The sequence below is a fragment of the Enterocloster sp. OA13 genome (assembly GCF_022440595.1).
Classification (GTDB): domain Bacteria; phylum Bacillota; class Clostridia; order Lachnospirales; family Lachnospiraceae; genus Enterocloster; species Enterocloster hominis.
Genome location: NZ_JAKNTF010000001.1, coordinates 4,894,487 through 4,918,028, shown reverse-complemented (window position 1 = coordinate 4,918,028; position 23,542 = coordinate 4,894,487). Strand labels below are relative to the sequence as shown.

Annotated in this window: 18 protein-coding genes; 15 read left to right on the top strand and 3 right to left on the bottom strand. The window is 52.7% G+C overall.

Translation table 11 applies throughout. The features are described from left to right. Positions 1-55: 55 nt before the first annotated feature. Positions 56-2,212: a DNA gyrase/topoisomerase IV subunit B gene (locus MCJ35_RS21735; RefSeq protein ID WP_025485321.1), complete on the bottom strand. Its 2,157-nt coding sequence runs from the start codon at positions 2,210-2,212 to the stop codon at positions 56-58. Between the two features lie 91 nt (positions 2,213-2,303). Then, positions 2,304-3,011: a Crp/Fnr family transcriptional regulator gene (locus MCJ35_RS21730; protein WP_025485322.1), complete on the bottom strand. Its 708-nt coding sequence runs from the start codon at positions 3,009-3,011 to the stop codon at positions 2,304-2,306. A 206-nt stretch (positions 3,012-3,217) separates the two neighbouring features. Between MCJ35_RS21730 and MCJ35_RS21725 the strand changes: the two genes are divergently transcribed. The 7 genes from MCJ35_RS21725 (at position 3,218) to xdhC (ending at position 10,508) form a co-directional block, all read left to right on the top strand. Continuing rightward, positions 3,218-4,090: a DUF3100 domain-containing protein gene (locus tag MCJ35_RS21725; RefSeq protein ID WP_008720140.1), complete on the top strand. Its 873-nt coding sequence runs from the start codon at positions 3,218-3,220 to the stop codon at positions 4,088-4,090. After that, a complete protein-coding gene (locus MCJ35_RS21720) occupies positions 4,087-4,533 on the top strand; it encodes a hypothetical protein (protein ID WP_025485325.1) in 447 nt (148 codons plus the stop codon). The genes MCJ35_RS21725 and MCJ35_RS21720 overlap by 4 nt, the downstream gene beginning before the upstream one ends. Before the next feature lie 46 nt (positions 4,534-4,579). Beyond that, complete coding sequence (locus MCJ35_RS21715; RefSeq protein WP_008720138.1) at positions 4,580-5,890, top strand: amidohydrolase family protein; 1,311 nt, start codon at positions 4,580-4,582, stop codon at positions 5,888-5,890. Between the two features lie 104 nt (positions 5,891-5,994). Next, the gene (locus MCJ35_RS21710; protein ID WP_025485326.1) at positions 5,995-6,744 is read left to right on the top strand and encodes a sulfite exporter TauE/SafE family protein; all 750 of its coding nucleotides are present in this window, start codon (positions 5,995-5,997) and stop codon (positions 6,742-6,744) included. A 16-nt stretch (positions 6,745-6,760) separates the two neighbouring features. Further along, on the top strand, positions 6,761-9,088 hold the full coding sequence (xdhA, locus tag MCJ35_RS21705; RefSeq protein ID WP_025485327.1) for a xanthine dehydrogenase subunit XdhA: 2,328 nt from the start codon (positions 6,761-6,763) through the stop codon (positions 9,086-9,088). Between the two features lie 51 nt (positions 9,089-9,139). Next, positions 9,140-10,030 carry a xanthine dehydrogenase subunit XdhB gene (xdhB, locus tag MCJ35_RS21700; RefSeq protein WP_008720135.1) on the top strand — a complete coding sequence of 297 codons (891 nt, stop codon included), beginning with the start codon at positions 9,140-9,142 and terminating at the stop codon, positions 10,028-10,030. Next, positions 10,023-10,508, top strand: coding sequence for a xanthine dehydrogenase subunit XdhC (gene xdhC, locus MCJ35_RS21695; protein ID WP_025485328.1), 486 nt, complete (start codon positions 10,023-10,025; stop codon positions 10,506-10,508). The genes xdhB and xdhC overlap by 8 nt, the downstream gene beginning before the upstream one ends. A gap of 54 nt (positions 10,509-10,562) precedes the next feature. Here xdhC and MCJ35_RS21690 read toward each other — a convergent pair whose 3' ends face one another. Continuing rightward, entirely contained in the window at positions 10,563-11,219 is a 657-nt protein-coding gene (locus tag MCJ35_RS21690) for a GntR family transcriptional regulator (RefSeq protein ID WP_025485329.1), read from the bottom strand. A 192-nt stretch (positions 11,220-11,411) separates the two neighbouring features. Between MCJ35_RS21690 and MCJ35_RS21685 the strand changes: the two genes are divergently transcribed. The 8 genes from MCJ35_RS21685 (at position 11,412) to MCJ35_RS21650 (ending at position 23,501) form a co-directional block, all read left to right on the top strand. Then, positions 11,412-12,821, top strand: a complete 1,410-nt coding sequence (locus MCJ35_RS21685) for a sodium:solute symporter family protein (RefSeq protein ID WP_025485331.1) — start codon at positions 11,412-11,414, stop codon at positions 12,819-12,821. Positions 12,822-12,874: 53 nt separating this feature from the next. Continuing rightward, positions 12,875-14,827 (top strand): FAD-dependent oxidoreductase, encoded by a 1,953-nt coding sequence (locus tag MCJ35_RS21680; RefSeq protein WP_240299651.1) that lies wholly within the window; start codon positions 12,875-12,877, stop codon positions 14,825-14,827. Beyond that, positions 14,814-15,086, top strand: a complete 273-nt coding sequence (locus tag MCJ35_RS21675; RefSeq protein WP_008720126.1) for a 4Fe-4S dicluster domain-containing protein — start codon at positions 14,814-14,816, stop codon at positions 15,084-15,086. The genes MCJ35_RS21680 and MCJ35_RS21675 overlap by 14 nt, the downstream gene beginning before the upstream one ends. Positions 15,087-15,391: 305 nt before the next feature. Then, positions 15,392-16,081, top strand: coding sequence for a response regulator transcription factor (locus tag MCJ35_RS21670; RefSeq protein WP_025485332.1), 690 nt, complete (start codon positions 15,392-15,394; stop codon positions 16,079-16,081). A 787-nt stretch (positions 16,082-16,868) separates the two neighbouring features. Continuing rightward, positions 16,869-18,620, top strand: coding sequence for a potassium-transporting ATPase subunit KdpA (gene kdpA / locus MCJ35_RS21665; RefSeq protein WP_025485333.1), 1,752 nt, complete (start codon positions 16,869-16,871; stop codon positions 18,618-18,620). Between the two features lie 15 nt (positions 18,621-18,635). Beyond that, positions 18,636-20,708 (top strand): potassium-transporting ATPase subunit KdpB, encoded by a 2,073-nt coding sequence (gene kdpB / locus MCJ35_RS21660; RefSeq protein ID WP_025485334.1) that lies wholly within the window; start codon positions 18,636-18,638, stop codon positions 20,706-20,708. A 73-nt stretch (positions 20,709-20,781) separates the two neighbouring features. Next, complete coding sequence (gene kdpC / locus MCJ35_RS21655; RefSeq protein ID WP_025485336.1) at positions 20,782-21,387, top strand: potassium-transporting ATPase subunit KdpC; 606 nt, start codon at positions 20,782-20,784, stop codon at positions 21,385-21,387. A 131-nt stretch (positions 21,388-21,518) separates the two neighbouring features. Next, positions 21,519-23,501: a DUF4118 domain-containing protein gene (locus MCJ35_RS21650; protein ID WP_025485337.1), complete on the top strand. Its 1,983-nt coding sequence runs from the start codon at positions 21,519-21,521 to the stop codon at positions 23,499-23,501. Positions 23,502-23,542: the final 41 nt, after the last annotated feature.

The following is a 23,542-nucleotide window of genomic DNA, read 5'->3' as shown; positions in this document are numbered from 1 at the left end:
TTTGATTCACTAAAAATCCTAATCCACTAAAAATCCTGATTCATCTATATTCCCTTTATACATCCAGCATGGTGGTATATTGGGCGTGCTCCAGGATGTAATTCTTCCTGGGTTCCACGTCATCCCCCATGAGGATACGGAAAATCCGGCTGGTCTCGCTTTCACTGCTGTCCTGTCCAAACGTATCATGGGAGTCCGCGGCCCCCACCCGCAGCAAGGTGCGGCGGGACGGGTCCATGGTGGTTTCCCACAGCTGTTTTGCGTCCATTTCCCCAAGGCCCTTGTAGCGCTGGATTTTGTAGTTTCCATCGCGCCCGATGTCCTCCAGTATCTGTGAAAGTTCGCTGTCACTGTAAGCATACCAGAGTTTTTTGCCTTTTTCCACCCTGAAAAGGGGCGGCTGCGCCAGATACACATGACCGGCCTCAATGAGCCGGGGCATGAAACGGAACAGGAAGGTGAGCAGCAGGGTGGTGATGTGGGCGCCGTCCACATCCGCATCCGTCATCAGGATGATTTTATGATAGCGCAGGCCGTCCAGGGAAAATCCATCCATGATACCGGTGCCGAATGCGGAAATCATGGCTTTGATTTCCGCATTGGCACAGACCTTGTCAAGGGTGGTTTTCTCCACGTTCAGTATTTTGCCGCGCAGGGGAAGGACCGCCTGATTCTCGCGGCAGCGCGCCATCTTGGCGGATCCGCCGGCGGAATCCCCCTCCACGATGAAGAGTTCACAATCCTTTGGATTGCGGCTGGAACAGTCAGCCAGCTTGCCGGGCAGGGACAGGCCGGAAAGGGCTGTCTTGCGGCGGGCCATCTCCCTTGCGCTTCTTGCGGCAGCCCGGGCTTTCTTGGCAAGGACTGCTTTGTTGATGATGGCCTTGGCCGCCAGCGGATTCTGCTCCAGGAACAGGGTGAGTTTTGTGTATACAAGGTGGTCCATCACGGGGCGGGCGCTGCTGCTTCCCAGCCTCTGTTTGGTCTGTCCCTCAAACTGTGGTTCTTTTAGGCGCACGCTGATGACGGCGGTCATGCCTTCGGACAGTTCCTCACGGGAGATGGATGGGTCTGACTCCTTTAACATGCCCTGCTTTCTGGCATAATCATTGATTGCCCGCGTAAGCGCCTGACGGAAACCGGTTACATGGGTTCCGCCTTCCGGGGTGGAAATGTTGTTGGCAAAGCTGCGGAGCTTTTCATCAAAACCAGTATTGTGTATCAGTGCAAATTCAGCCAGTACCTCATCCGTGCCGGACTGGCCGTATAGAATATCCTGGTAAAGGGTTGGTTCAGGGCCATTGATGAATTTGACAAAGTCCTTCAGCCCATCCTGATAACAGAAACGCCAGACAGGCGCGTCAGGATGATTGTCCTGGCCCCGGGACTCAGAATGGTCATATAATGTGATTGTAAGCCCGCTCATGAGGAATGCGGTCTCCTGCATATGCTGCCTGAGGGTTTCGGGATGAAAATGGCAGTCCTTAAATATTTTCCCGTCTGGCCAGAAGGTCACGGTGGTGCCGTGTTCCTGGCTGGAGCAGGTTCCCTGGACGCGGACAGGGCCAAGGGGAATGCCGCGCTCATAGCTTTGGACATAAGAATACCCGTCCTGGTCCACCTTTACTTTAAGGTGGCTGGAAAGGGCATTGACAACAGAGGCCCCTACACCGTGGAGGCCTCCTGATACTTTATAGCTGCTGTTATCGAATTTACCGCCTGCGTGGAGGACGGTAAATACTACCTGTATGGCCGACAGGCCTGTTTTAGACTGGATTCCGGCAGGGATGCCCCGTCCGTTGTCGTGTACGGTGACGGAGTTATCCGGGTTCAGATAAACCTCAATCTCAGTACAGTATCCGGCCAGGGCCTCGTCCACTGCGTTGTCCACGATTTCATAGACCATGTGGTGCAGACCCTGGGCAGATGTATTTCCAATATACATGCTGGGGCGTTTACGGACGGCTTCCAGACCCTCGAGAATCTGTATCTGGGCGGCGCCGTAGTCTGGACTTCCTGCGGTGCTGCAGCCTGGACTTCCTGCGCCTCCGCAATCCGGACTTCCTGCGTCTCCGCAATCCGGACTTCCTGCGTCTTCGCAATCCGGACTTCCTGCGCCTCCACAGCCTGGACTTCCTGCGTCTCCATAATCCGGACGATCCACAGCGCTATAATCTCCATTATCTTCTATCATTCCTGCATTGGGATTCATATGGCAACACTCCTAAAAAGTTAGTATTGCCATTATATCAAAACCCCGGGAGAAACATTGACTGATTTCCTGGGATTAAATCACAGGAAACCTACTTATCTTTGGCTGACTCCAGCCAGTCCATAGCCATCCTGTACTGTTCCCGTGTAAAGGAAAGTTTGCCCTTGCAGATATCAAAGAATCCTTCCTCCTTCAGCTGGCGTATGGTCCTGTTCAGTGTCTTGACATTGACGCCGATTTCCTCCTGAAGCATCTGGCGGGTCCGGCCCACGGTTACGGATTTTGGCGGGCGGGCGCTTTCCATGCCGTTCTGCCTGCCATAGCGCACCAGGTAATCAAGCAGCAGATAGGAGGGCGGGTAAAAGAGTTTGGCCCCGTTGGTGTAGGAGGAGCGGTAGAGCTTGAAGGCCGTGTGTCCGGCTGTCAGGCGCAGGATGTTCATGTCCTCCGACAGCCACCGCTCCGCGTCCTTGCGGCTGATATAGGCCACCACGTTGTCGGTCACCGCCTCGATGGTCACGGAGGTGCGGGGCATGCCTGCAAGGATGGTGACCTCGCCGATGAAGTCGATGGCCTTGTTGCCCTCAATCATGTAGACATTTCCGTTTTCAAATTCATTGATTACCCGGTTCTCCCCGGTGGCCACGATGCCGAAGTAATTAAGCTCCATGTCCTTCTGGTGGATGATGGAGCCTGCGGCGTGGGTCCTTACCGTACAGCGGCTGCGTATTTCCGGGGGCATGGTCTTTGTATATTCCTTCAGGGCAGGAACCTTTTCTTCCAGTTCAGTCAGTGTCATTGGTATTCCCTCTATTCCTGTATTTCTTTAATTTTATGGCTTTTTATAAGTATACCATTATATAAAAAACAAAATCAATGGAGATTTCCGTTAAAAGTGCTCATTTGTCCTTTTTTTGTGATGGTGTTTTGTCTAAAATACTCAATACAAGGTGATTGTAACAGCCGGCGGGGTGAAAAAAAGCCGGCTGGAAAGGAGGGGCTCTTATGAGCGGCAAAAAGAAAGAAACATATGTGTATGGTTCCTTAAAGGAACGGTTTGCGGTGGAATGGAAAATCTACGCCCTGGCATTCGTATTTATCCTGATTGCAGATAATATCGGGCAGATTAAGATTCCGGTGGGAAAGGGGATGTTCATCCTGTTCCCGATATTTTATGCGATTATCCTGGGTGTGATAAGCGGCCCGCAGGTGCTTAAGATTGTGGATAACAAGCACGTGAAGGCGGCCTCCAAGCTGGTAGTAGTGGGCATATGTCCCTTTATCGCCAAGCTGGGCATCACGGCCGGAGCCAACATCGATACCATTCTCCAGTCCGGGCCTGTGCTTCTGCTTCACGGCTTCGGGAACCTGTTAGGACCGCTGCTGGCGCTGCCAATCGCAATCCTTTTGGGAATGAAGCGGGAGGCCATCGGCGCCTGCCATTCCATTAACAGGGAGTACCATATGGCGCTGGTGAACAATATCTACGGGCCGGAATCAGCCGAGGCCAGGGGCAGCCTGTCCATCTACATTGTAGGCGGCATGGTGGGAACCATTTACTTTGGACTGATGGCCTCCGTGGTCGGTATGACCGGATGGTTCCATCCACAGGCCCTTGGCCTTGCCTCCGGTGTGGGCGCAGGCATCATGATGGCCAGCTCCAGCGCAAGCCTGTGCGCCATCTATCCTTCCTGGGCAGAGACGATATCAGCCATGGCCAGTGTGGGCGAGACCATTGCAGGAATCACTGGCATGTACATAACCATGTTCATTGCGATTCCGATGACCGATAAGCTGTACAGGATTCTGGAACCGAAGCTTGGAAAATTTGCCTTAAAGGGCAGCGAAAGTGCAGAGATTAAGGAGGGAACGGTATGAGATACATAGAATGGCTTGTATTGTTTGTAATAGCGGCATGTGGGACCGGGCTTGCCAACCTGATTGGCTATGGAGTGGGATTTGGTGATTCCATCCCAGGACTGTTGGTGCTGATTGTGATTTCCATGGTGGCGGTGGTCCTTACCAAAATCCTTCCTTTAAAGCTTCCCATCGTGGCTTACTGCTCCATCATCGGACTGATTTCCGCTTCGCCTATTTCACCTGTCCGGGATTTTGTGATCCAGGCAGCGGCCAATATCAACTTTACGGCGCCTTTTACAATGGTTGGCGCATTTGCCGGACTGGCTATCAGCGACCAGTTAAAGACATTCATCAGCCAGGGCTGGAAGATACTGATTGTTGGGATATTCGTCATGACAGGAACGTTTTTAGGCTCATGTCTCTGGGACCAGATGCTTTTGACACTGGCGGGTGTGATCTAATGTAACGGTCTGGGGCGGATTTCATGAAAAGTGAGGAGAAGATAGGATGCAGACATGCGATTTGTTGATTAAGGATGGAACTGTGTTGATAAAATCCGATGTTTTAAGCGAACATGTGGATATCGCGGTCCAGGATGGCCGTATTGTGGAGACAGGAACGGATCTGTGGAAAAAATACCAGGCAGCAGAGACAATCAGTGGAAAAGGAAAGCTTTTCATGCCCGGGCTTATAGACAGCCACATGCATACGGGCCAGCAGCTGTTAAAGGGTCTGGTACTGGATGCAAAGCCCATTATCTGGACCAGGGTCATGCTTCCCTTTGAGAGCACGCTGACGCCTGAAAAAATGCGCCTAAGCGCCCAGGCAGCGGCGCTGGAGATGATTAAATCAGGTACAACCGGATTTATTGACGCCGGAAGCTATTATATGGAAGACGCGGCCCGGGTTTATGCAGGAAGCGGGCTTAGAGGCGCCCTTTCCTATTCCACCATGGATGAGGATGGGCTTCCGGAATCCATTGCAATGGATGCGCAGGAGGCTGTAAAGCGCACGGATTCCCTGTATGACGGGTTCCATGGAAATGGAAACCTGAAGGTATACTATTCCCTGCGCGCCCTCAACTCCTGTTCCAACCGCCTGGTTGAACTGGAGGCAGGACACGCAAAGGAGCGGGGCACCATGCTTCAGGCCCATATGAACGAGTACATGGGCGAGGTGAATGGAATCATCAAGCGGGAAGGCATGCGCCCGTATGAATACCTGGAGAAAATGCAGGTGCTTGGCAGTAATTTCCTGGGAGCGCACAGCCTGATCCTTTCCGATGAGGAGATGGCCCTTGTGAAGGAGCGCGGGGTGAAGACCTGCCACTGCCCGTTCAGCAACTGCGGCAAGGCGGTGCCGGATACGCCGAAGCTCCTGGAGATGGGAATCCCTGTGGGGATGGGAACGGACGGGGCTGCCCACGGAGGTTTAAGCCTGTGGAATGAGATGAAGATATTCCGTTCCGTCATGAACATTTTCCATGGCGTACCCAACAATAATCCAAAGGTCATGCCTGCGGAGACTATTTTTAAGATAATCCTGGAAGGCGGGGCGGCTGCCCTTGATGAGGAAGGGAACCTGGGACGGCTGGAGGCTGGATATAAGGCGGATTTCATCAGCATCAATATGAACCAGGCCCATCTGTGCCCCACTGGCAATAAGCTGCGCACCCTGTTTGAGTGTGTGGGCGCAGGGGATGTGGCGGATATGGTTGTAGGCGGCAGGCTGATCATGAAGGATAGGGAAGTGCTCTCCATGGATGAGGAGCGCATCCTGTATGAGTCGGGAAAATATATGGAGACATACGGAGCATAGCAGAAAGACAAAGCATAGCAGAAAGACAGGACATAGTAGAAGGACAGAACATAGTAGAAAGACAGAACATAGTAGAAAGACAGAACAAGGAGGATGACTGGGTCATGGTATTCTGGCTGATTGTTGTGGCAGCGAACCTGGTGGTGGGCGCATTTGTAGGACTTACGGGAGTGGCAGGATTTCTTCTGCCTATTGTATATACGGGGCCGCTGGCCATGGGGGTGACGGAGGGGCTGGCCTTAAGCTTTGCGGCCTTCATCGTATCAGGCGCCCTTGGCTCGGTGAATTATAAAAAGGCGGGGAACCTGGATATCCCGTTCGGTATCCGGCTCAGTATAGGAAGCCTGGCAGGCGCCATTCTGGGGGTGAAGCTGAACCTGGTCATACCGGAATCCGTTGTCAAAGTCATCCTCTATGTGGTGGTCCTCCTGTCAGGTATCTCCATCCTTCTAAGAAAGGATAAGAAGGACGGGGATGGCAAAAAGGGTTATGTGATATCCGAACACCTGGCAGCCACCCTGGCTCTGGGATTTGTCACAGGCGCTGTCTGCGCCCTGTCCGGCGCCGGCGGCCCGGTCCTTGTGATGCCCCTGCTGGTGGTGCTGGGAATCGGCATCAGGACAGCGGTGGGGGTGGCGCTGTTCAACTCGGTATTCATCGGGATTCCCGCCTGCATCGGCTATATGATGCAGTGCGATGTAACGTCCATCCTGCCGGTGATGGCGGCAGCCCTGGTGTTCCACGGAATCGGGGTTATTTATGGAAGCAGGAACGCGGTGAAGATTAACCAGGACCTGCTGAAAAAAGGGATTGCGGTATTTTCTATTTTGATTGCCATCTGGAAATTGTTGTAGAGTCGGAGGATTTGTCATGAACATAGTTGGTAAAAGCGTAAACCGTGTGGATGCTTACGGGAAAGTGACCGGGGAAGCAAAGTATACGGCTGATTTGGAACCAAAGGACTGCCTGTGCGCCAAAGTGGTGCATTCCACCATTGCCAATGGACTGGTTAAAAGCTTTGATCTGGAGGAAGCGCTTAAGGTGCCTGGGGTTGTGAAGATTGTCACCTGCTTTGATGTGCCGGATTACCAGTTCCCCACTGCCGGACATCCGTGGAGTGTGGAGAAGGCCCACCAGGATATTGCCGACAGAAAGCTTTTAAACCAGAGGGTCAGGCTGTACGGGGACGACATAGCTGCCGTCATAGGGGAAAATGAGGTTGCATGCCAGCAGGCGGCAAGGCTCATCAAGGTGGAGTATGAAGAATATGAACCCCTTGTGACTGTCAGACAGGCCATGGAAGAGGGCGCCACCCCTCTCCATCCTGATTTGAGGAAGGATAATGTGATTGTCCATTCCCACCTGACCATGGGGCCAAAGGACTTTACCTTTGAGGATGGCCTTAAGGCGGCAGAAGACGTCTATGGGAAGGACCAGCTCACCGTGATTGAAAGGGATTACCATACGCCACGTATTTCCCACTGCCATATAGAACTGCCTGTTTCCTGGGCTTATGTGGAACCCAATGGGAAGATTACGGTTACTTCCTCCACACAGATTCCCCATATTGTAAGGCGGGTGATTTCCCAGGCCCTGGGAGTCCCGGCCGGGCGCATAAGGGTGATTAAGCCCTATATCGGCGGGGGCTTTGGCAACAAGCAGGATGTTCTGTACGAGCCTTTGAACGCATATCTTACCACTGTGGTGGGCGGACGTCCGGTGCGTCTGGAAATCAGCCGGGAGGAAACCATCTATGGAACCAGGACCCGCCATGCCATCGACGGGTCATGTAAGGCGGTTGTGACAAAGGACGGGAAAATGCTTGCCAGGAAGCTGGAGGCTTATGCCAACAACGGGGGCTATGCGTCCCACGGCCATGCCATCTGTGCCAACTGCGGCAATGTGTTTAAGGATATTTATGCGGACCGGCTGGGAGCTGAGATTGACTGCTATACGGTATGGACCTCCACTGCCACTGCGGGAGCCATGCGCGGATATGGCATTCCGCAGGCCGCATTTTTCTCAGAAGCCCTCACCGATGACATATGCCATGCCATTGGAGCGGACCCGCTCAGGTTCAGGATGGAGAACTGTATGCCGGAGGGCTTCGTGGACCCGGCCAACGGCATTACCTTCCACTCCTATGGCCTTAAGAAGTGCATGGAGAAGGGCGCTGATTATATCGGATGGGATGAAAGGCGCAGGGCCTATGCCAATCAGACAGGGCCGGTAAGACGGGGAATCGGAATGGCGATTTTCTGCTATAAGACAGGGGTGTACCCCATTTCCCTGGAAACTGCTTCTGCCAGGATGATATTGAACCAGGACGGTTCCATCCAGGTACAGCTGGGAGCCACTGAGATCGGACAGGGAGCGGACACCGTATTCTCCCAGATGGCGGCCCAGACAACGGGAATCAGCTTTGAACACGTATACATCGTATCCACCCAGGATACGGATACGGCCCCCTTCGATACGGGCGCCTACGCGTCGCGCCAGACCTACGTGTCCGGTATGGCGGTGAAAAAATGCGGTGAGGCGTTAAAGGCAAGGATTCTTGATTACGCCAGCTTCATGCTGGATGGACGGCCCGTGGATGAACTGGATGTGGACCATGATTTTGTCATCGAGAAGGAAACGGGGAAGGAGCTTATCGACATGCCGACCCTGGCGGTCACTGCATTCTATTCCCTGGAGCGCTCGGAGCATATCACGGCAGAGGTGACAAACCAGTGCAGGGATAATTCATTTGCCTCGGGCTGCTGCTTTGTGGATGTGGAGGTGGATATGCCTCTTGGCAAGGTGACGGTGAAGGAGATTGTCAATGTGCATGATTCCGGTATGCTGATGAACCCCAAGCTGGCAGAGGCACAGGTCCACGGAGGCATGTCCATGGGGCTTGGATACGGATTATCGGAGGAATTCATTTACAGTGATAAGGGTAAGCCGCTCAATGACAACCTGCTGGATTATAAAATTCCAACCGCCATGGACACCCCGGACCTGAACGTGAAGTTCATCCAGTTAGACGACCCCACCGGACCTTACGGAAATAAGTCCCTGGGCGAGCCGCCCACAATCCCGGTGGCCCCGGCCCTGCGCAATGCCGTGCTCCATGCGACCGGGGTTGCCATGGATACCATACCCATGACGCCTCAGCGGCTCATCGGGGCGTTCCAGGAAAAAGGGCTTATCTGAAATGTGCCGGGGATGACCGGTCAGAACTAGTCAATAGCAAGGAGAGTCATTATGTTTGATATAAAGTCATTTTATGAAGCCAAATCAGTTGAGGATGCGGTGGCGGCCCTCAGCGCTGACCCGGATTCAGAGGTCATCAGCGGGGGTACGGATGTGCTCATACGTGTCAGGGAAGGGAAGGATGCGGGAAAGGGCCTTGTATCCATCCATAATATCCCGGAATTAAAAGGCGTGGAAATGGATGCGGATGGGACAATCATCATTAAGCCGGCAACTTCGTTTTCCCATATAACCAACCACCCCATGATTCAGAAGCACCTGAATATGCTGGGCCTTGCCGTGGACCAGGTGGGCGGGCCCCAGGTCAGGAATACGGCCACCATTGGCGGCAATATATGCAATGGGGCCACCTCGGCGGATTCCGCCTCCACCATGTGCGCGCTGAACGCAGTGGTGGTGCTTGAGGGGCCGGAGGGCGTCCGGGAGATACCTGTGACCGAGTTCTACACAGGCCCCGGAAGGACCGTGAGGAAACAGAATGAAGTCTGTACCGCCTTCAGGATTGCCAGGGAGGATTATGAGGGCTGGGAAGGCTGCTATATCAAGTACGGCAAGCGTAAGGCCATGGAGATTGCCACCCTTGGCTGCGCGGTAAGGGTTAAGCTGTCTGAGGATAAAACCGTGATTGAGGATGTGCGCCTGGCATACGGCGTGGCTGCGCCTACGCCGGTGCGGTGTTATGAGGCGGAGGCGGCGCTCCGGGGAAAGATGGTCAGGGACGCCTCCATCTATGATTTATTTGCAGAAACCGCCCTGTCCCAGGTGAATCCCAGGACGTCCTGGCGGGCCAGCAGGGAGTTCCGGCTCCAGCTGATTAAGGAGCTGGCAAGGCGCGGACTCAAGGAATCCATTCTTCTGGCAGGAGGTAATATAGATGCTTAGACTGATTGATCTGAAGATAAACGGAAAATTGAGACAGGTTTCCGTGGATGAGCGGGAGTCACTGTTAGACACCCTGAGAAACCTTGGATATACATCGGTGAAAAAGGGCTGCGAGGTCGGGGAATGCGGCGCCTGCACCGTGCTGGTGGACGGCGAGGCCGTGGATTCCTGCATCTATCTGGCCATGTGGGCGGACGGCAGGAACATCATGACCGTGGAAGGGTTAAAAGGGCCAAACGGCGAGCTGAGTCCCATCCAGAAGGCATTTATAGAGGAAGCAGCTGTCCAGTGCGGATTCTGCACCCCGGGTCTGATCATGTCCGCGGTGGAAATCGTGGGCACCGGGAAGAAGTATGACAGGGAAGAGCTGAAGAAGCTGATATCCGGCCACCTCTGCAGGTGCACGGGGTATGAGAATATCCTGAATGCCATGGAGCGGATTGTGGAGGAGACATATAAAGTAGTTGGGAAAGAATAAGATAACAGATGGTTTCTGTGGAGCAGAGGCGCGGCGGATGGCGGGAATGAATTTTCAAACACGCCCAGGCTGCTTCCGGGCAATCTCCATGGCAAATTCCAGGGAATGGCTCAGATGCTCTTTCATCATAGCCACGGCCCCCTCATACTGTCCTGTTTCATACAGGCTGAAAATCATATGATGTTCTTTTAAAATCAGGTCCTGCTTCGGGGCCTGTTTTTCATACTGGTAGGCCAGGATGGACATCTGGCTGCGCATGCGCTGGGCGGAATGGACCAGGCGGCTGTTCTCACAGTAGTCATAGAAAATCAGGTGGAAACGGTCTGAGTAGTCCTGCCAGCTGGGGGAGGCCAGGTCACAGGCATCCATCCGGGAAAGGTTTTCACGCAGTTCACTGAGGATGGGCTTCTGGTCCGGACAGCGGGAGGCATAGCTTACCGCCAGGCTGTCAAGGTCACCCATGAACTGGTAGATTTCCTTTACATCTGTTTCATCCAGGCTGACAACGGACACGCCTATGTTGGAATAATAGGAGGCAAGCTGTTCTTCAGCCAGGCGGGTCAGGGCTTCCCTGATGGGGGTGGAACTTACGTGAAAGCGTTCCTGGAGTATCTTCAGGGTCAGCTTGGAACCGCAGGGAATGGCCTGGGTTACTATATCATTTCTCAATATCTCATATATCTGTTCGGACAGGGTCTTTTTTAAATCCATGGTCAGCTGCCTTTCATATTAGATGGGGATAGCTATCATTTTATCACAGGGAATTGTCAGAATGCAATGATAAAGAAGAACCATCTATATTTATTTGACATTTTGCAAAATGCATATTGCCAAATAATACCTTTGATGGTAAAATACACATGGGCTTTAATGGTTTAAAGTGAAAAAGAAAGGAATCATGGTATGGAAAAGGAAAAAATAGTTGTAGTGGTTTGTGTCATTTACTTTGCAGCAATGATCCTGATAGGGATAATCGCTGCAAGAAGGAATAAGGCAACTTCTGATTATCTGGTGGCGGGAAGGAAACTGAACGTGACCATGACCGCCATTACGCTGGCAGCAGTACAGATCGGGGTGGGTATCGTGCTCAGCAGCGCCACCAATGGCTATGACCTGGGCGTATGGCCGGGTATGTATTATGCATTTGGATGCGGCGGAGGTCTGATCATAGCGGGACTTGTAACAACAAAGAAACTCAGGGAGCAGGAAGGCTATGTGCCCCTGGATTATTTTGCACAGCGCTATGGGGAGAGCAAGGCAATCCGGCTTTGGGCCTGGATCAGCAATGTGCCCAGCCTTCTGGGTATTTTCATTGCGCAGCTGCTGGCGTCCGGCGGTATCCTGGCTGGTTTCGGCATCCCGTTTAAGACAGGGGTTGTGATTACGGCAGTGGTAATCCTTATCTACTGTACCGTGGGCGGCATGTGGGGCGTTGTGCTGACCGATGTGGCCCAGACAGCCATCATTGCAGTGGGTGTGCCAATCCTGGCAGTTGCAATCCTGATCCGTTATGTGGGGGCCGGGGGAAGCATTGGGGAGATTTTTGCAACGCCGTTCATTCCGGCAGGAATGGGTTCAAGGTTCATATACCTGGTACTGCCGTTCCTGCTGTCCATATCCGTGTCCTATGACGCCTACTCGCGCATACAGTCATCCAAAGACGCAAAGACAGCAAGGATTGGCTGTATCATAGGCGGTATCCTGGTCATCATCATAGGCGCGTTCTGTTCCACCATCGGCGTGGCGGCAAGGAGCCTTTTCCCGGGCGTGACAGACGGTATTTTCACCATAGCGGCCACCGGCGTCCTGCCTCCTGTGCTGGCAGGCATCGTGATTGCGGCCATACTGGCGGCAGCCATGTCCAGCGCCAACTGTGTGATCCTGTCCATGGGCGCGTCCTTTGCAAGGGACTTTTATAATAAGTTCCTTCATCCGGAGGTGGACGACCTGGACAAGCTTCCAAAGTCAAAGCTAATCTCCCAGGTAACGGTGTTCCTGGGCAGCCTGGCAGGTATTTTCTTTGCCTTCCATATGACGGACATATTGGACGCCATGATTATTTTCAATTATCCGTATATGGGCAGCCTGCTGATTCCGCTGCTGGGCGGACTGGTATGGAAGGGGGCCACAAGAAGGGGGGCGTTTGCGGCAGCCATTGCGGGCGGCATCGTGGGGGTAGTGTCCTTCCTGTTCGGCATACCAGGACCTTTATATGGGAAAATGAACACAGACCTTTCACTTTTAATCGCATATACGGTTTCAGCCGTATTCCTGATCCTATTCAGCATGGCTGACCGGAAAGGAAAGAATTAAGTCATACGATAGATTCTATATCAGGGTGTGTTTGAACACAGAAAAGAGGTAATATGTCAGATATGAAATGGCCTTATCCCAACGAAATGGACCAGGAGGAGCAGATATCAGGTGATGTCCTTGTCCTGGGGGGCGGTATGGCGGGCTGTTATGCAGCCATTGCAGCGGCCCGGAAGGGAAAAAAGGTAATATTAGTAGAAAAAGGAGCCACGGTCCGCAGCGGCGCAGCGGGAAGCGGTTTTGACCACTGGGAGTCAGCCTGCACCAACCCCTGCTCCAAAGTAACGGCAGAGGAGATTGCCAATGCCTACATAGATGAGCAGGATGGGTACAGCAATGGGATTGCCCACTACATCGAATGTCAGGAGGGCTGGCACAGGCTTAGGGATATGGAATCCTTTGGGGGCAAGATCAGGGATACCCAGGGTGAATTCGCGGGGGCGGATTTCCGGGATGGGAAGACCGGGCTGATGTTTGCCTATGACTATGAGAATAAATTTACAATCCGCGTCTGGGGAAGCACCTTTAAACCGGCTCTTTATAAGGAGTTAAGACGCCTGGGCGTGGAAATCCATGACAGGACCGAGGCAACGGCATTGCTGGTAAAACAGGAGAATGGCAGCAGGCGCTGCATCGGCGCCATGGGTATGGACGTACATACGGGGAAGTTCCTGGTGTTCAGCTCCAGGACAACGGTCCTTGCCATGTCAAGGCCGGCCAGGATCTGGCTCTTTGATTCAGATCAGGTAGGTTTAAGCGAATTCCGTCCAACCCAGAGCATTGGCAGCGGTCACGCCATGGGCTACCGGGCAGGGGTTGAGTTTACCATGATGGAGAAATCCGTGCGTGGGGAGTTTTCAGCCGCAGGCAGAAGCTTTCCGCCCTACAGCACGGGGAATAACCATAATACCTGGTACGCGGCCACCATGGTGGATGCCAGGGGCCGGGAAATCCCATATGTGGACCGGGATGGAAATGAGCTTAAGACCGTAAAAGAACGGTATTATCCGGCCAAAGGACAGAAGTTTTTCCTGAAGGGCGGGGTGATTGACAATCCCAAGTATGAGTACCGCGGGCCTGAGACACTGGAATTTGAGGAACTGATGAGGCGCGGATACCAGCTGCCGTTCTATGCGGATTTAAGCAGGATGCCGGACGAAGAGCGCCGGGTCATCTGGGGCATGATGGTGGGTGAGGAAGGCAAGACTAAGATTCCGGTCCTGGAGAATTTTACAGAGCGTGGGTTTGACCCTGCAAAACACCGTCTTCAGTCCTATGGGACGGGCTGGCAGTCAGCTGCCTTCCTGGCACAGGAGCGCCAGCTGTTCGGCGCGCCCGGAGGAATTTTCCATGACTGGGATTTAAAGACCAACATTGATGGGCTTTATGCTGCCGGAGACCAGCTGTACGCATCGGACTGCTGCGGATTTGCAGCTGCAACCGGGTATTACGCGGGACGGAAGGCGGCAGCGGCCTGCCATGGGCTTGAACCGGCAGCGCCGGACCGGGCGGATGTGGAGCGGGAAAAGGAACGGCTTTATGCCCCGCTTTTTGTGGAGGACGGAATGGACTGGAGGGAGCTTAACAAGGCGGTCTCCAAGGCCATGCAGAATTACTGCGGAGGCGTGAAGAATGACATGCTGCTGACCCAGGGACTGGAACTGCTGGAAAGCTATGAAAGGGAATATGTACCCGCCCTCTCATGCTCCAACCCCCATGAATTGATGCGTGCCCATGAGGTAATGGATATCTTAGAGGTATGTAAGCTGATCATCAACTCCTGCCTGCTGCGCAGATCCAGCTCCGTGCCTCTTTGTTTTGAGCGCAGCGATTATCCGCAGACGGATCCGGAAGAAGACCAGTGCTTCATCACCATTTACCAGGAGGACGGGGAAATCCGCAGCAGAAGGGTGCCAAAGCGATATTACGGGGATGTGAAGGCCGGGTATGAAGCACATAACCAGGACTATATGAAGGAGGAGGCTGGGTTGTATGAAGAAAATTGAATTTCAGGCAGAACCGGTGTCATGCAGCGTGAAGCCCCTGTCCTTTGATGATAAGCTTTGTATTGGCTGTAACCAGTGTGCATCCGTGTGCCAGGTGGATATCATGATTCCTTCACCGGAAAAGGGGAAGCATCCCGTGGTGATGTATCCGGGGGAGTGCTATTACTGCGGCTCCTGCGTCATGGCCTGTCCGGTTAAGGGGGCCATACATCTGAGGCATCCGCTGATGAACCAGACCAAGTTTGTGGGGATTGAGTAAGGATGGCCGTATCAAATCAAATATAATAAAGCAGAAGCTGGCTCCGGAATGATGTGATTTTGTCAGATCAGTCCGGGGGCCAGCTTTTTTGTGTTGTAAAAAAGTATTCACAGGATATTTATATCATAGGAAAAATGGCATATGGCTTTTTAACGTACAGTTCTGGTATTTTATAGAAACAGGCTGGCTGGGACGAGGCAGGCTGGGGCAAGTCTGGAGGGGCCAGACCGGAAACCCGGATGGCCGGAATCTGGGGACAGCAGGTATTCCGGGAAGGAAAGAGGCATCCAGGAGGTGGAAGGAATATGACTCAATACACGGTTCTTATAATCCATAATGATGAAATCATGCAGAAGCTTATGGAAAATACGTCAGATACGGAGAATTACCGGTTCCACCAGGCCGAGAACGGTCTGGGAGGCCTGTCATTTTTCTATGCAGGGCATCCGGATATCGTACTGCTTGACCTGGTCCTTCCTGACATGGATGGAATGGATGTGCTGAAGATGATCCGGCAGGAATCCGGGACCCCGGTCATTATTGTGACATCCAAAACAGAAGAAGCCGTCATGGTGGAGGCTTTGGACTGCGGAGCTGATGATTATGTGGCAAAGTCCTGCCATTCAGAGGAGCTTATGGCGCGTATCAGGGCCGCCCTGAGGCATGGAGAGGACCAAAGACCGGTGAGGGATGATACATTCCGCATGGATTACCTGGAGATTGATTTTGAAAAGAGAAAGGTTTATGTCCATGGGAAACCGGTCCATTTGACACCGGTGGAATATAAGATCCTGATCCTTATGGTGACAAATAAGGGAAAGGTCCTGACAAACAGTTACATCCAGCAGGAAATCTGGGGAAATGATGACACCGGGGACTACAGAAGACTCCGGGTATTCATGGCCAATGTCAGGAAAAAGATAGGGGACCAGACCGCACATTCCAGGTTTATTAGGACGGAAATCGGCGTGGGGTACAGGTTTGCGGATGAATAGCCTTATTCCGCCGGCGGACCGGACTGCACGGTGGGGAACGAGGATTAAGGCAGATTGGGCTGGATATAAGGGGGGAGGGAGGTAAGGTCTGATTTGGGACTAAATTAGGGATAAATAAGGGATAAACAAGGACGATAGGGATAGATTAGGAATAAATTTAGAACTAAATCAGGAATAAATTAGAACTAAATCAGGACAAAATGAGGCGGAGGCCATGCAGTATCAATTACAACTGCATGGCCTCCGCCTTAAACATACTTATACATTAAACATACTTATACATTAAACATACTTACATATTAAAGCTACTTACATATTAAAGCTACTTACACATTAAAGCTACTTACACATCAAATCCATTTCACATCAAATCCATCTGCCAATCTATTCTAAGACATCCATATAAGAAACCTTAACCCTATTGCTAACGCGGAAACCACGGTCATTATACCCAAACAGGCCAGGTCCTTTTTTATCTCTTTCATCATATAAGGTCACCTCCTTTGAGATACCTTCAGTCTAGTACCGAAGGCTTAAAGATTCCATATGCAGTTTCGGGTACGGCATTAAGTTATCATTAAGACCGGGATATCCCTTGACGTATTTATAGATTCTTTATAAAAAGGACCCGGCTATGGTATGGAATCTTTATTCCCACGTGTGATACCATACCCCTATCTTAAAACGAGGAGGAAAAATCGATGTCAGTACTGTTAGGTATCATAGGTGTAACCGCAGTTTTCCTGTTGGCCTATCTGGTCATTATACTATTGAGAGGTGATAAACAATGATGAATGTAACGGTACAGATGGTTGTGTATTGTGTAATACTTGTACTGCTGGCAATACCCCTTGGACGCTATATGGGTAAGGTTATGAATGGGGAGCATGTTTTCCTCTCAGGCGTATTGCAGCCAGTCGAGCGCGTGATTTACAGGGTGCTTAAAATAGACCCGGATGAGGATATGGACTGGAAGAAGTATTCGGTCTGTGCAGCGGTTTTCAGTGTGCTGAGCCTGTTTGTCCTGTGGGCCATCCTCTGTTTCCAGAAGTTCCTTCCGCTGAATCCGGAAGGGATTGGGGGCACAAGCTGGCACCTGGGCTTTAACACGGCAGCAAGCTTTACCACCAATACCAACTGGCAGGCTTATTCAGGAGAATCCACACTGAGCTATTTCAGCCAGATGCTGGGACTGAATTTCCAGAACTTCGTGTCAGCCGCAATCGGGATTGCGGTCCTGTTTGCCCTGATTAGGGGATTTGTGAGGGTAAAGAAAACAGGTATCGGAAACTTTTATGCGGATATGACAAAGACGGTCCTTTACATACTGATTCCTCTGTCAATGGCTGTATCCCTTGTCATTGCATCACAGGGAGTGCCCCAGACGTTTAAACAGTATGATGAAGTACAGCTGCTGGAGCCGGTGGTGGTGGAAAATGAAGACGGCACCACAACAGAAGTGACCAAGGCAGTGGTTCCCTTGGGTCCTGGCGCAAGCCAGATTGCCATCAAGCAGCTGGGGACCAACGGAGGCGGGTTCTGGGGCAATAACTCGGCCCATCCGTTTGAGAACCCCACCCCCCTTTCCAATTTGTTTGAAATGATTTCCCTGCTGCTGATTCCTGCAGGACTCTGCTTTACCTTTGGACGCAATGTAAAGGATAAGCGCCAGGGAATCGCCATCTTCCTTGCCATGTTCATCATGCTGGCGGTGGCCCTTGTGATTGTGGGCTATAATGAGCAGGCGGGCACGCCCCAGCTGGCCCAGGACGGCTCCGTATACATGGGGACCGAAGGACAGGCAGGAGGCAACATGGAAGGCAAGGAGACAAGGTTCGGCATCGCCACTTCTGCTACCTGGGCAACCTTTACAACGGCTGCTTCCAATGGTTCCGTCAACTCCATGCATGACAGCTACACGCCCCTTGGCGGACTTGTCCCGATGCTTCTGATGCAGCTGGGCGAGGTGGTATTCGGAGGAACGGGCTGCGGGCTGTACGGCATGATTGGATTTGCCATCATGACCGTGTTCATAGCAGGACTGATGGTGGGGCGTACGCCGGAGTACCTGTGTAAGAAGATAGAGCCTTTTGAAATGAAGATGGCAGTCCTTGTGTGTCTGGCAACCCCCATTGCTATCCTGGTGGGCAGCGGGATTGCAGCCCTGCTTCCTTCCACCCATGACAGCCTGAATAACCCGGGCGCCCATGGACTGTCCGAGATGCTGTACGCATATTCATCTGCGGGCGGCAATAATGGTTCAGCGTTTGCAGGATTCAATGCAAATACCCCATTCCTAAATGTGAGCATTGGACTGGTCATGCTTTTTGTAAGATTCCTGCCAATGTTCGCGACACTGGCTATCGCAGGCAGCCTGGTGGGCAAGAAGAAGGTAGCGGTAAGCTCCGGCACCCTTCCCACGCACAATGCCATGTTTATATTCTTACTGATATTTGTTGTGCTGTTAGTAGGCGCTCTCAGCTTTTTCCCGGCATTGTCACTGGGACCGGTTGCTGAGTTCTTCCAGATGATAGCTTAGGGAGGTCAATGAGACATGAGTGAACGTAAAAAGAATATATTTTCCGATAGAAAGATAGTAGGCCGGGCCATAAAGGATTCCTTCATAAAGCTGAATCCAAGGACCCAGGTCAGGAACCCGGTCATGTTCATGGTATTTGTGTCAGCCATACTGACCCTGGCCATGTTCATCTTTGCACTGGCTGGCGTAAGGGATGCAAAGCCCGGGTACATACTTGCCATATCAGTCATCCTCTGGTTCACCGTACTGTTCGGCAACTTTGCCGAGGCAATCGCAGAGGGCAGGGGCAAGGCCCAGGCAGATGCGCTGAGGGCGGGCAGAAGGGACACAATGGCGTCCAGGATACCATCTGCCGGCCAGAAAGATAAAATCACACAGGTTAAATCCACAGAACTGAAAAAAGGTGATATTGTATATATAAAGGCCGGTGAGCAGATTCCGGCGGACGGCGATGTGATAGAAGGCGCGGCCTCGGTGGATGAGAGTGCGATTACCGGTGAATCCGCCCCTGTAATCCGTGAAAGCGGAGGCGACAGAAGCGCGGTGACAGGCGGTACAACCGTCATATCGGACTGGATTGTGGTGGAGGTAAGCAGCAATCCGGGCGAGGGCTTCATGGATAAGATGATTGCCATGGTAGAAGGCGCTTCCCGTAAAAAGACCCCCAATGAACTGGCGCTCCAGATTTTCCTGGTGGCATTGTCCATTATATTCATGCTGGTTACCATGTCCCTGTATTCCTACTCCCTGTTTTCATCCAGGGAGGCTGGCATGGAGAATCCCACATCCGTGACAAACCTGGTGGCCCTGTTAATCTGTCTGGCCCCCACCACCATCGGCGCCCTGCTTTCCGCCATCGGCATTGCGGGCATGAGCCGTCTGAACCAGGCCAATGTACTGGCCATGAGCGGCCGTGCGATCGAGGCCGCGGGCGATGTGGATACGCTGCTTCTGGATAAGACAGGTACCATTACATTGGGAAACAGGCAGGCGGATGCATTCATCCCGGTTGACGGCAATGACGGGAAGGACCTGGCAGACGCTGCGCAGCTGTCATCCCTGGCAGATGAGACACCTGAGGGCCGAAGCATCGTAATCCTGGCAAAGGAACGGTTTGGAATCAGGGGAAGGAACATGGAAGAACTCCATGCCAGATTCGTACCCTTTACGGCCAAGACCAGGATGAGCGGCATTGATTATAATGGAAATGAGATCAGGAAGGGCGCTGCCGATGCCGTGAAACGGTACGTGGAGGAACATGGCGGAAGTTTTAGCAATGAGTGTACACAGACCGTGACCAGGATTGCCAACCAGGGCGGCACACCGCTGGTGGTTGCCAGGAATGGCCGGGTCATGGGTGTGGTTGAACTAAAGGATATTGTTAAGCAGGGCGTAAAGGAGAAATTCGCTGACCTGCGCAAGATGGGTATCAGGACCATCATGATTACAGGCGATAACCCCCTGACGGCCGCCTCCATTGCGGCTGAGGCAGGTGTGGATGACTTCCTGGCAGAGGCCACCCCTGAGGCAAAACTGGAAATGATACGTGATTACCAGTCCAAGGGACATCTGGTAGCCATGACAGGCGACGGTACCAATGACGCGCCGGCCCTGGCACAGGCAGACGTGGCGGTGGCCATGAATACAGGCACCCAGGCAGCCAAGGAGGCTGGCAATATGGTAGACCTGGATTCCTCACCGACCAAGCTGATTGAGATTGTAAAGATTGGGAAACAGCTGCTGATGACAAGGGGGTCCCTGACCACGTTCAGCATTGCCAATGATGTTGCCAAGTATTTTGCCATCATCCCCGCGCTGTTCATGGGACTTTATCCCGGACTGGGGGCGCTCAACATCATGGGGCTTCACAGCGCTGACAGCGCGGTATTCTCAGCCATCATATACAATGCCCTGATTATCGTGGCCCTGATCCCACTGGCCCTTAAGGGCGTCCGCTACAGGGAGGTGTCGGCGGCGCAGATGCTCCGCGGAAACCTTCTGGTATATGGACTTGGAGGAATCGTCATACCGTTCATTGCCATTAAGATGATTGATGTGCTGATCACGGCTTCGGGATTAGTCGGCTAGTACTGCGCAATGCAGCAGCAGAGTGTATCCGGGTAAGTAACATAAAAGTGCTCATAATGAGGAGAGGATAGCTATGAAAACAATAAAATCAGTCTTACCTAAAATGATAGGATTTTTCCTAATCATGATGGTGATTACAAGCATCATATACCCGGCGGTCATTACCGCGGCAGCCAATGTGGCATTTGGCAATAAGGCCGAAGGCTCCATCATAACAGGCAATGACGGCAGGAAATACGGAAGCGCCCTGCTGGCCCAGGAATTTACAGGCAGCCAGTATCTGTGGGGCAGGATCATGAATGTGGACACATCTACATTTACCGATGAAAATGGAGAGCCGCTGATGTATTCATGGGCATCCAACAAGACACCGGCAGGTGAGGAACTGGAGGCCATGGTGGCTGAGCGCGTGGAGAAAATCAGGGAGGCCCATCCTGAAAAGGGGGATGAACCCATTCCCGTGGATCTGGTTACCTGTTCAGGCAGCGGACTTGACCCTGAGATTTCACCGGCAGCAGCCGGGTACCAGGCTGAGCGGATTGCCGGCGCAAGGGGGATGTCCGTGGAAGAGGTGGAGTCCGTCATCCAAAAGTATACCACAGGAAAGTTTTTAGGAATCATGGGAGAACCAAGGGTGAATGTGCTGAAGGTAAATCTTGCCCTGGATGGCCTGCTTTGATGTTTTCAGACATGCCAAGAGAGTTGCCGCGGATGCGGCAGCTCTAAAGCTGTCTTCTGGCATACCCGCCGTAAAAGCAGGACTTACATAGATATTCCTGGGAAATACATAATCAGGTAAGGAGGAACCATATGGACAAGGAATGGGACAGCAGGCCCGACCCGGAGCTTCTGCTCAGACAGAATTTCCCGGAAGGTGAACCGGATGGGAAGGGAAAATTAAAGATATTCTTCGGATATGCGGCCGGCGTGGGCAAGACATATGCCATGCTGGATGCGGCGCGCCAGGAAAAGGAAGCGGGCAGGGATGTGGTGGCCGGGTATATTGAACCCCATGACAGGCCGGATACCATGGCCCTTCTTGACGGGCTGGAATTCCTGACTCCCAGGTCCGTGGAATATAAGGGAATCACGCTGCGGGAGTTTGATCTGGATGCCGCCCTGATACGCAGGCCGGACCTGATCCTGGTGGATGAGCTGGCCCATACCAATGCCCAGGGCTGCCGCCACAGGAAACGCTATCAGGATGTGATTGAACTCCTGGATGCAGGCATAAACGTGTATACCACCGTTAATGTGCAGCATCTGGAGAGCCTTCATGATATAGTTGCATCCATCACCCATGTGCGCGTCAGTGAGCGCATCCCGGATTCCGTATTTGACAATGCCAGCCAGGTGGAGCTGGTGGATATTGCGCCGGAAGAACTGCGCCAGCGTCTGGAGGAGGGTAGGATATACCACAAAGACCAGGCGGATAAGGCGAAAATCAGTTTCTTTACAGTGGAGAATCTTTCAGCCCTGCGTGAGATAGCATTGCGGCGCACCGCGGACCGGGTGAACCGGGAAGTTGTCCGGGAGCGGGATGCGGCAGGAAAGGAGTATTTTACCAATGAACATGTGCTGGTCTGTCTGTCCCCTTCCCCCACCAATGCAAGGGTCATACGGACCGCGGCCAGGATGGCGGGGGCGTTCCATGCGGACTTTACGGCGGTACTGGTGGAGACAGAGCATTTAAAACGGGAGCACAGCAGGATCAGCAGGAGCATGGAAGCCAATATCAGCCTGGCCAAGCAGTTCAGGGCCAATGTCATTACCCTGTACGGGGATGACATAGTGGAACAGGTGGCTTCCTATGCAAGACAGAACGGCATTTCCAAAATAGTGATAGGGCGTTCCGTGAGAAAACGCCACACACTATATGTGCGCCCCACCATCATAGACCGCCTGATTAAGGCAGTGCCCAATATGGATGTCTATGTGATCCCCGATGCAACGGCAGTGGAACGCAGGTATAAAATAAGCACGGACCAGAAACGGAAGGTATGGATGGATATCCTTAAGACCGGAGCGGTCATGGCGCTCTGTACCGTATTGTCGCTGGTGCTGGATCATTATCAGCTGGGAGTCATCAACGCTGCCATGATATACATGATGGGAACCATGCTGGTGGCATATATGACAAGGGCCGGCTGGTGCGGGCTGCTGGCCTCGGTATTGTCGGTGCTGCTGTTCAACTACTTTTTTACGGACCCGCGTCTGACCTTTCAGGCGGATGCGTCCATTTACCCGTTTACATTTGCAGCCATGCTGGTATGCGCCCTTGTAACCAGCTCCATGGCGGCAAAGCTGAAGCGTGAGGCTGCCAGGGGAGAGTCTGAGTCCAGGTATATGCAGATTCTTTTTGATATTAACAGGAACTTAAGGAAGGGCGCCACAGGAGAGGAAATCCTGGACATATGCGGCCGCCTGGTGCGTACCCTCTTAAAGCGTAATATTGTCATATATGACACAAGGAACGGGAAAATGGACCAGATGAGGATATACCCTGCATCTGAATCCGAAGACTCTGCCCGCCTTACCGGCCTGTTCAAATCCCCGGATGAGATGGCCGTGGCGGCATGGGTCAGGAAGAACCGCCATAAGGCAGGCGCCACCACGGACACCCTTCCCGGCTCCAAGGCCCGCTATACCCCGGTCTACAAGAACGATAAGGTATATGCGGTCATCGGCGTGGAACTGGACGGAGGGGACATGATAAAGCCCAATGATAAGAACGTCCTTAACATCATTGCGGAGGAGACATCCTACAGGCTGGGGGACATGGAACACAGATGATATTTGCACGGAATTTATGTGATTGGCTGAGGGACGAATGG

Coding starts and splice junctions, on each gene's coding strand:
- MCJ35_RS21650 (WP_025485337.1), top strand. CDS start 21,519: ATGGACAAGGAATGGGACAGCAGGCCCGACCCGGAGCTTCTGCTCAGA.
- MCJ35_RS21725 (WP_008720140.1), top strand. CDS start 3,218: ATGAGCGGCAAAAAGAAAGAAACATATGTGTATGGTTCCTTAAAGGAA.
- MCJ35_RS21735 (WP_025485321.1), bottom strand. CDS start 2,212: ATGAATCCCAATGCAGGAATGATAGAAGATAATGGAGATTATAGCGCT.
- kdpC (WP_025485336.1), top strand. CDS start 20,782: ATGAAAACAATAAAATCAGTCTTACCTAAAATGATAGGATTTTTCCTA.
- MCJ35_RS21675 (WP_008720126.1), top strand. CDS start 14,814: ATGAAGAAAATTGAATTTCAGGCAGAACCGGTGTCATGCAGCGTGAAG.
- xdhB (WP_008720135.1), top strand. CDS start 9,140: ATGTTTGATATAAAGTCATTTTATGAAGCCAAATCAGTTGAGGATGCG.
- MCJ35_RS21730 (WP_025485322.1), bottom strand. CDS start 3,011: ATGACACTGACTGAACTGGAAGAAAAGGTTCCTGCCCTGAAGGAATAT.
- MCJ35_RS21715 (WP_008720138.1), top strand. CDS start 4,580: ATGCAGACATGCGATTTGTTGATTAAGGATGGAACTGTGTTGATAAAA.
- xdhA (WP_025485327.1), top strand. CDS start 6,761: ATGAACATAGTTGGTAAAAGCGTAAACCGTGTGGATGCTTACGGGAAA.
- kdpB (WP_025485334.1), top strand. CDS start 18,636: ATGAGTGAACGTAAAAAGAATATATTTTCCGATAGAAAGATAGTAGGC.
- MCJ35_RS21685 (WP_025485331.1), top strand. CDS start 11,412: ATGGAAAAGGAAAAAATAGTTGTAGTGGTTTGTGTCATTTACTTTGCA.
- MCJ35_RS21720 (WP_025485325.1), top strand. CDS start 4,087: ATGAGATACATAGAATGGCTTGTATTGTTTGTAATAGCGGCATGTGGG.
- MCJ35_RS21710 (WP_025485326.1), top strand. CDS start 5,995: ATGGTATTCTGGCTGATTGTTGTGGCAGCGAACCTGGTGGTGGGCGCA.
- MCJ35_RS21670 (WP_025485332.1), top strand. CDS start 15,392: ATGACTCAATACACGGTTCTTATAATCCATAATGATGAAATCATGCAG.
- xdhC (WP_025485328.1), top strand. CDS start 10,023: ATGCTTAGACTGATTGATCTGAAGATAAACGGAAAATTGAGACAGGTT.
- kdpA (WP_025485333.1), top strand. CDS start 16,869: ATGATGAATGTAACGGTACAGATGGTTGTGTATTGTGTAATACTTGTA.
- MCJ35_RS21690 (WP_025485329.1), bottom strand. CDS start 11,219: ATGGATTTAAAAAAGACCCTGTCCGAACAGATATATGAGATATTGAGA.
- MCJ35_RS21680 (WP_240299651.1), top strand. CDS start 12,875: ATGTCAGATATGAAATGGCCTTATCCCAACGAAATGGACCAGGAGGAG.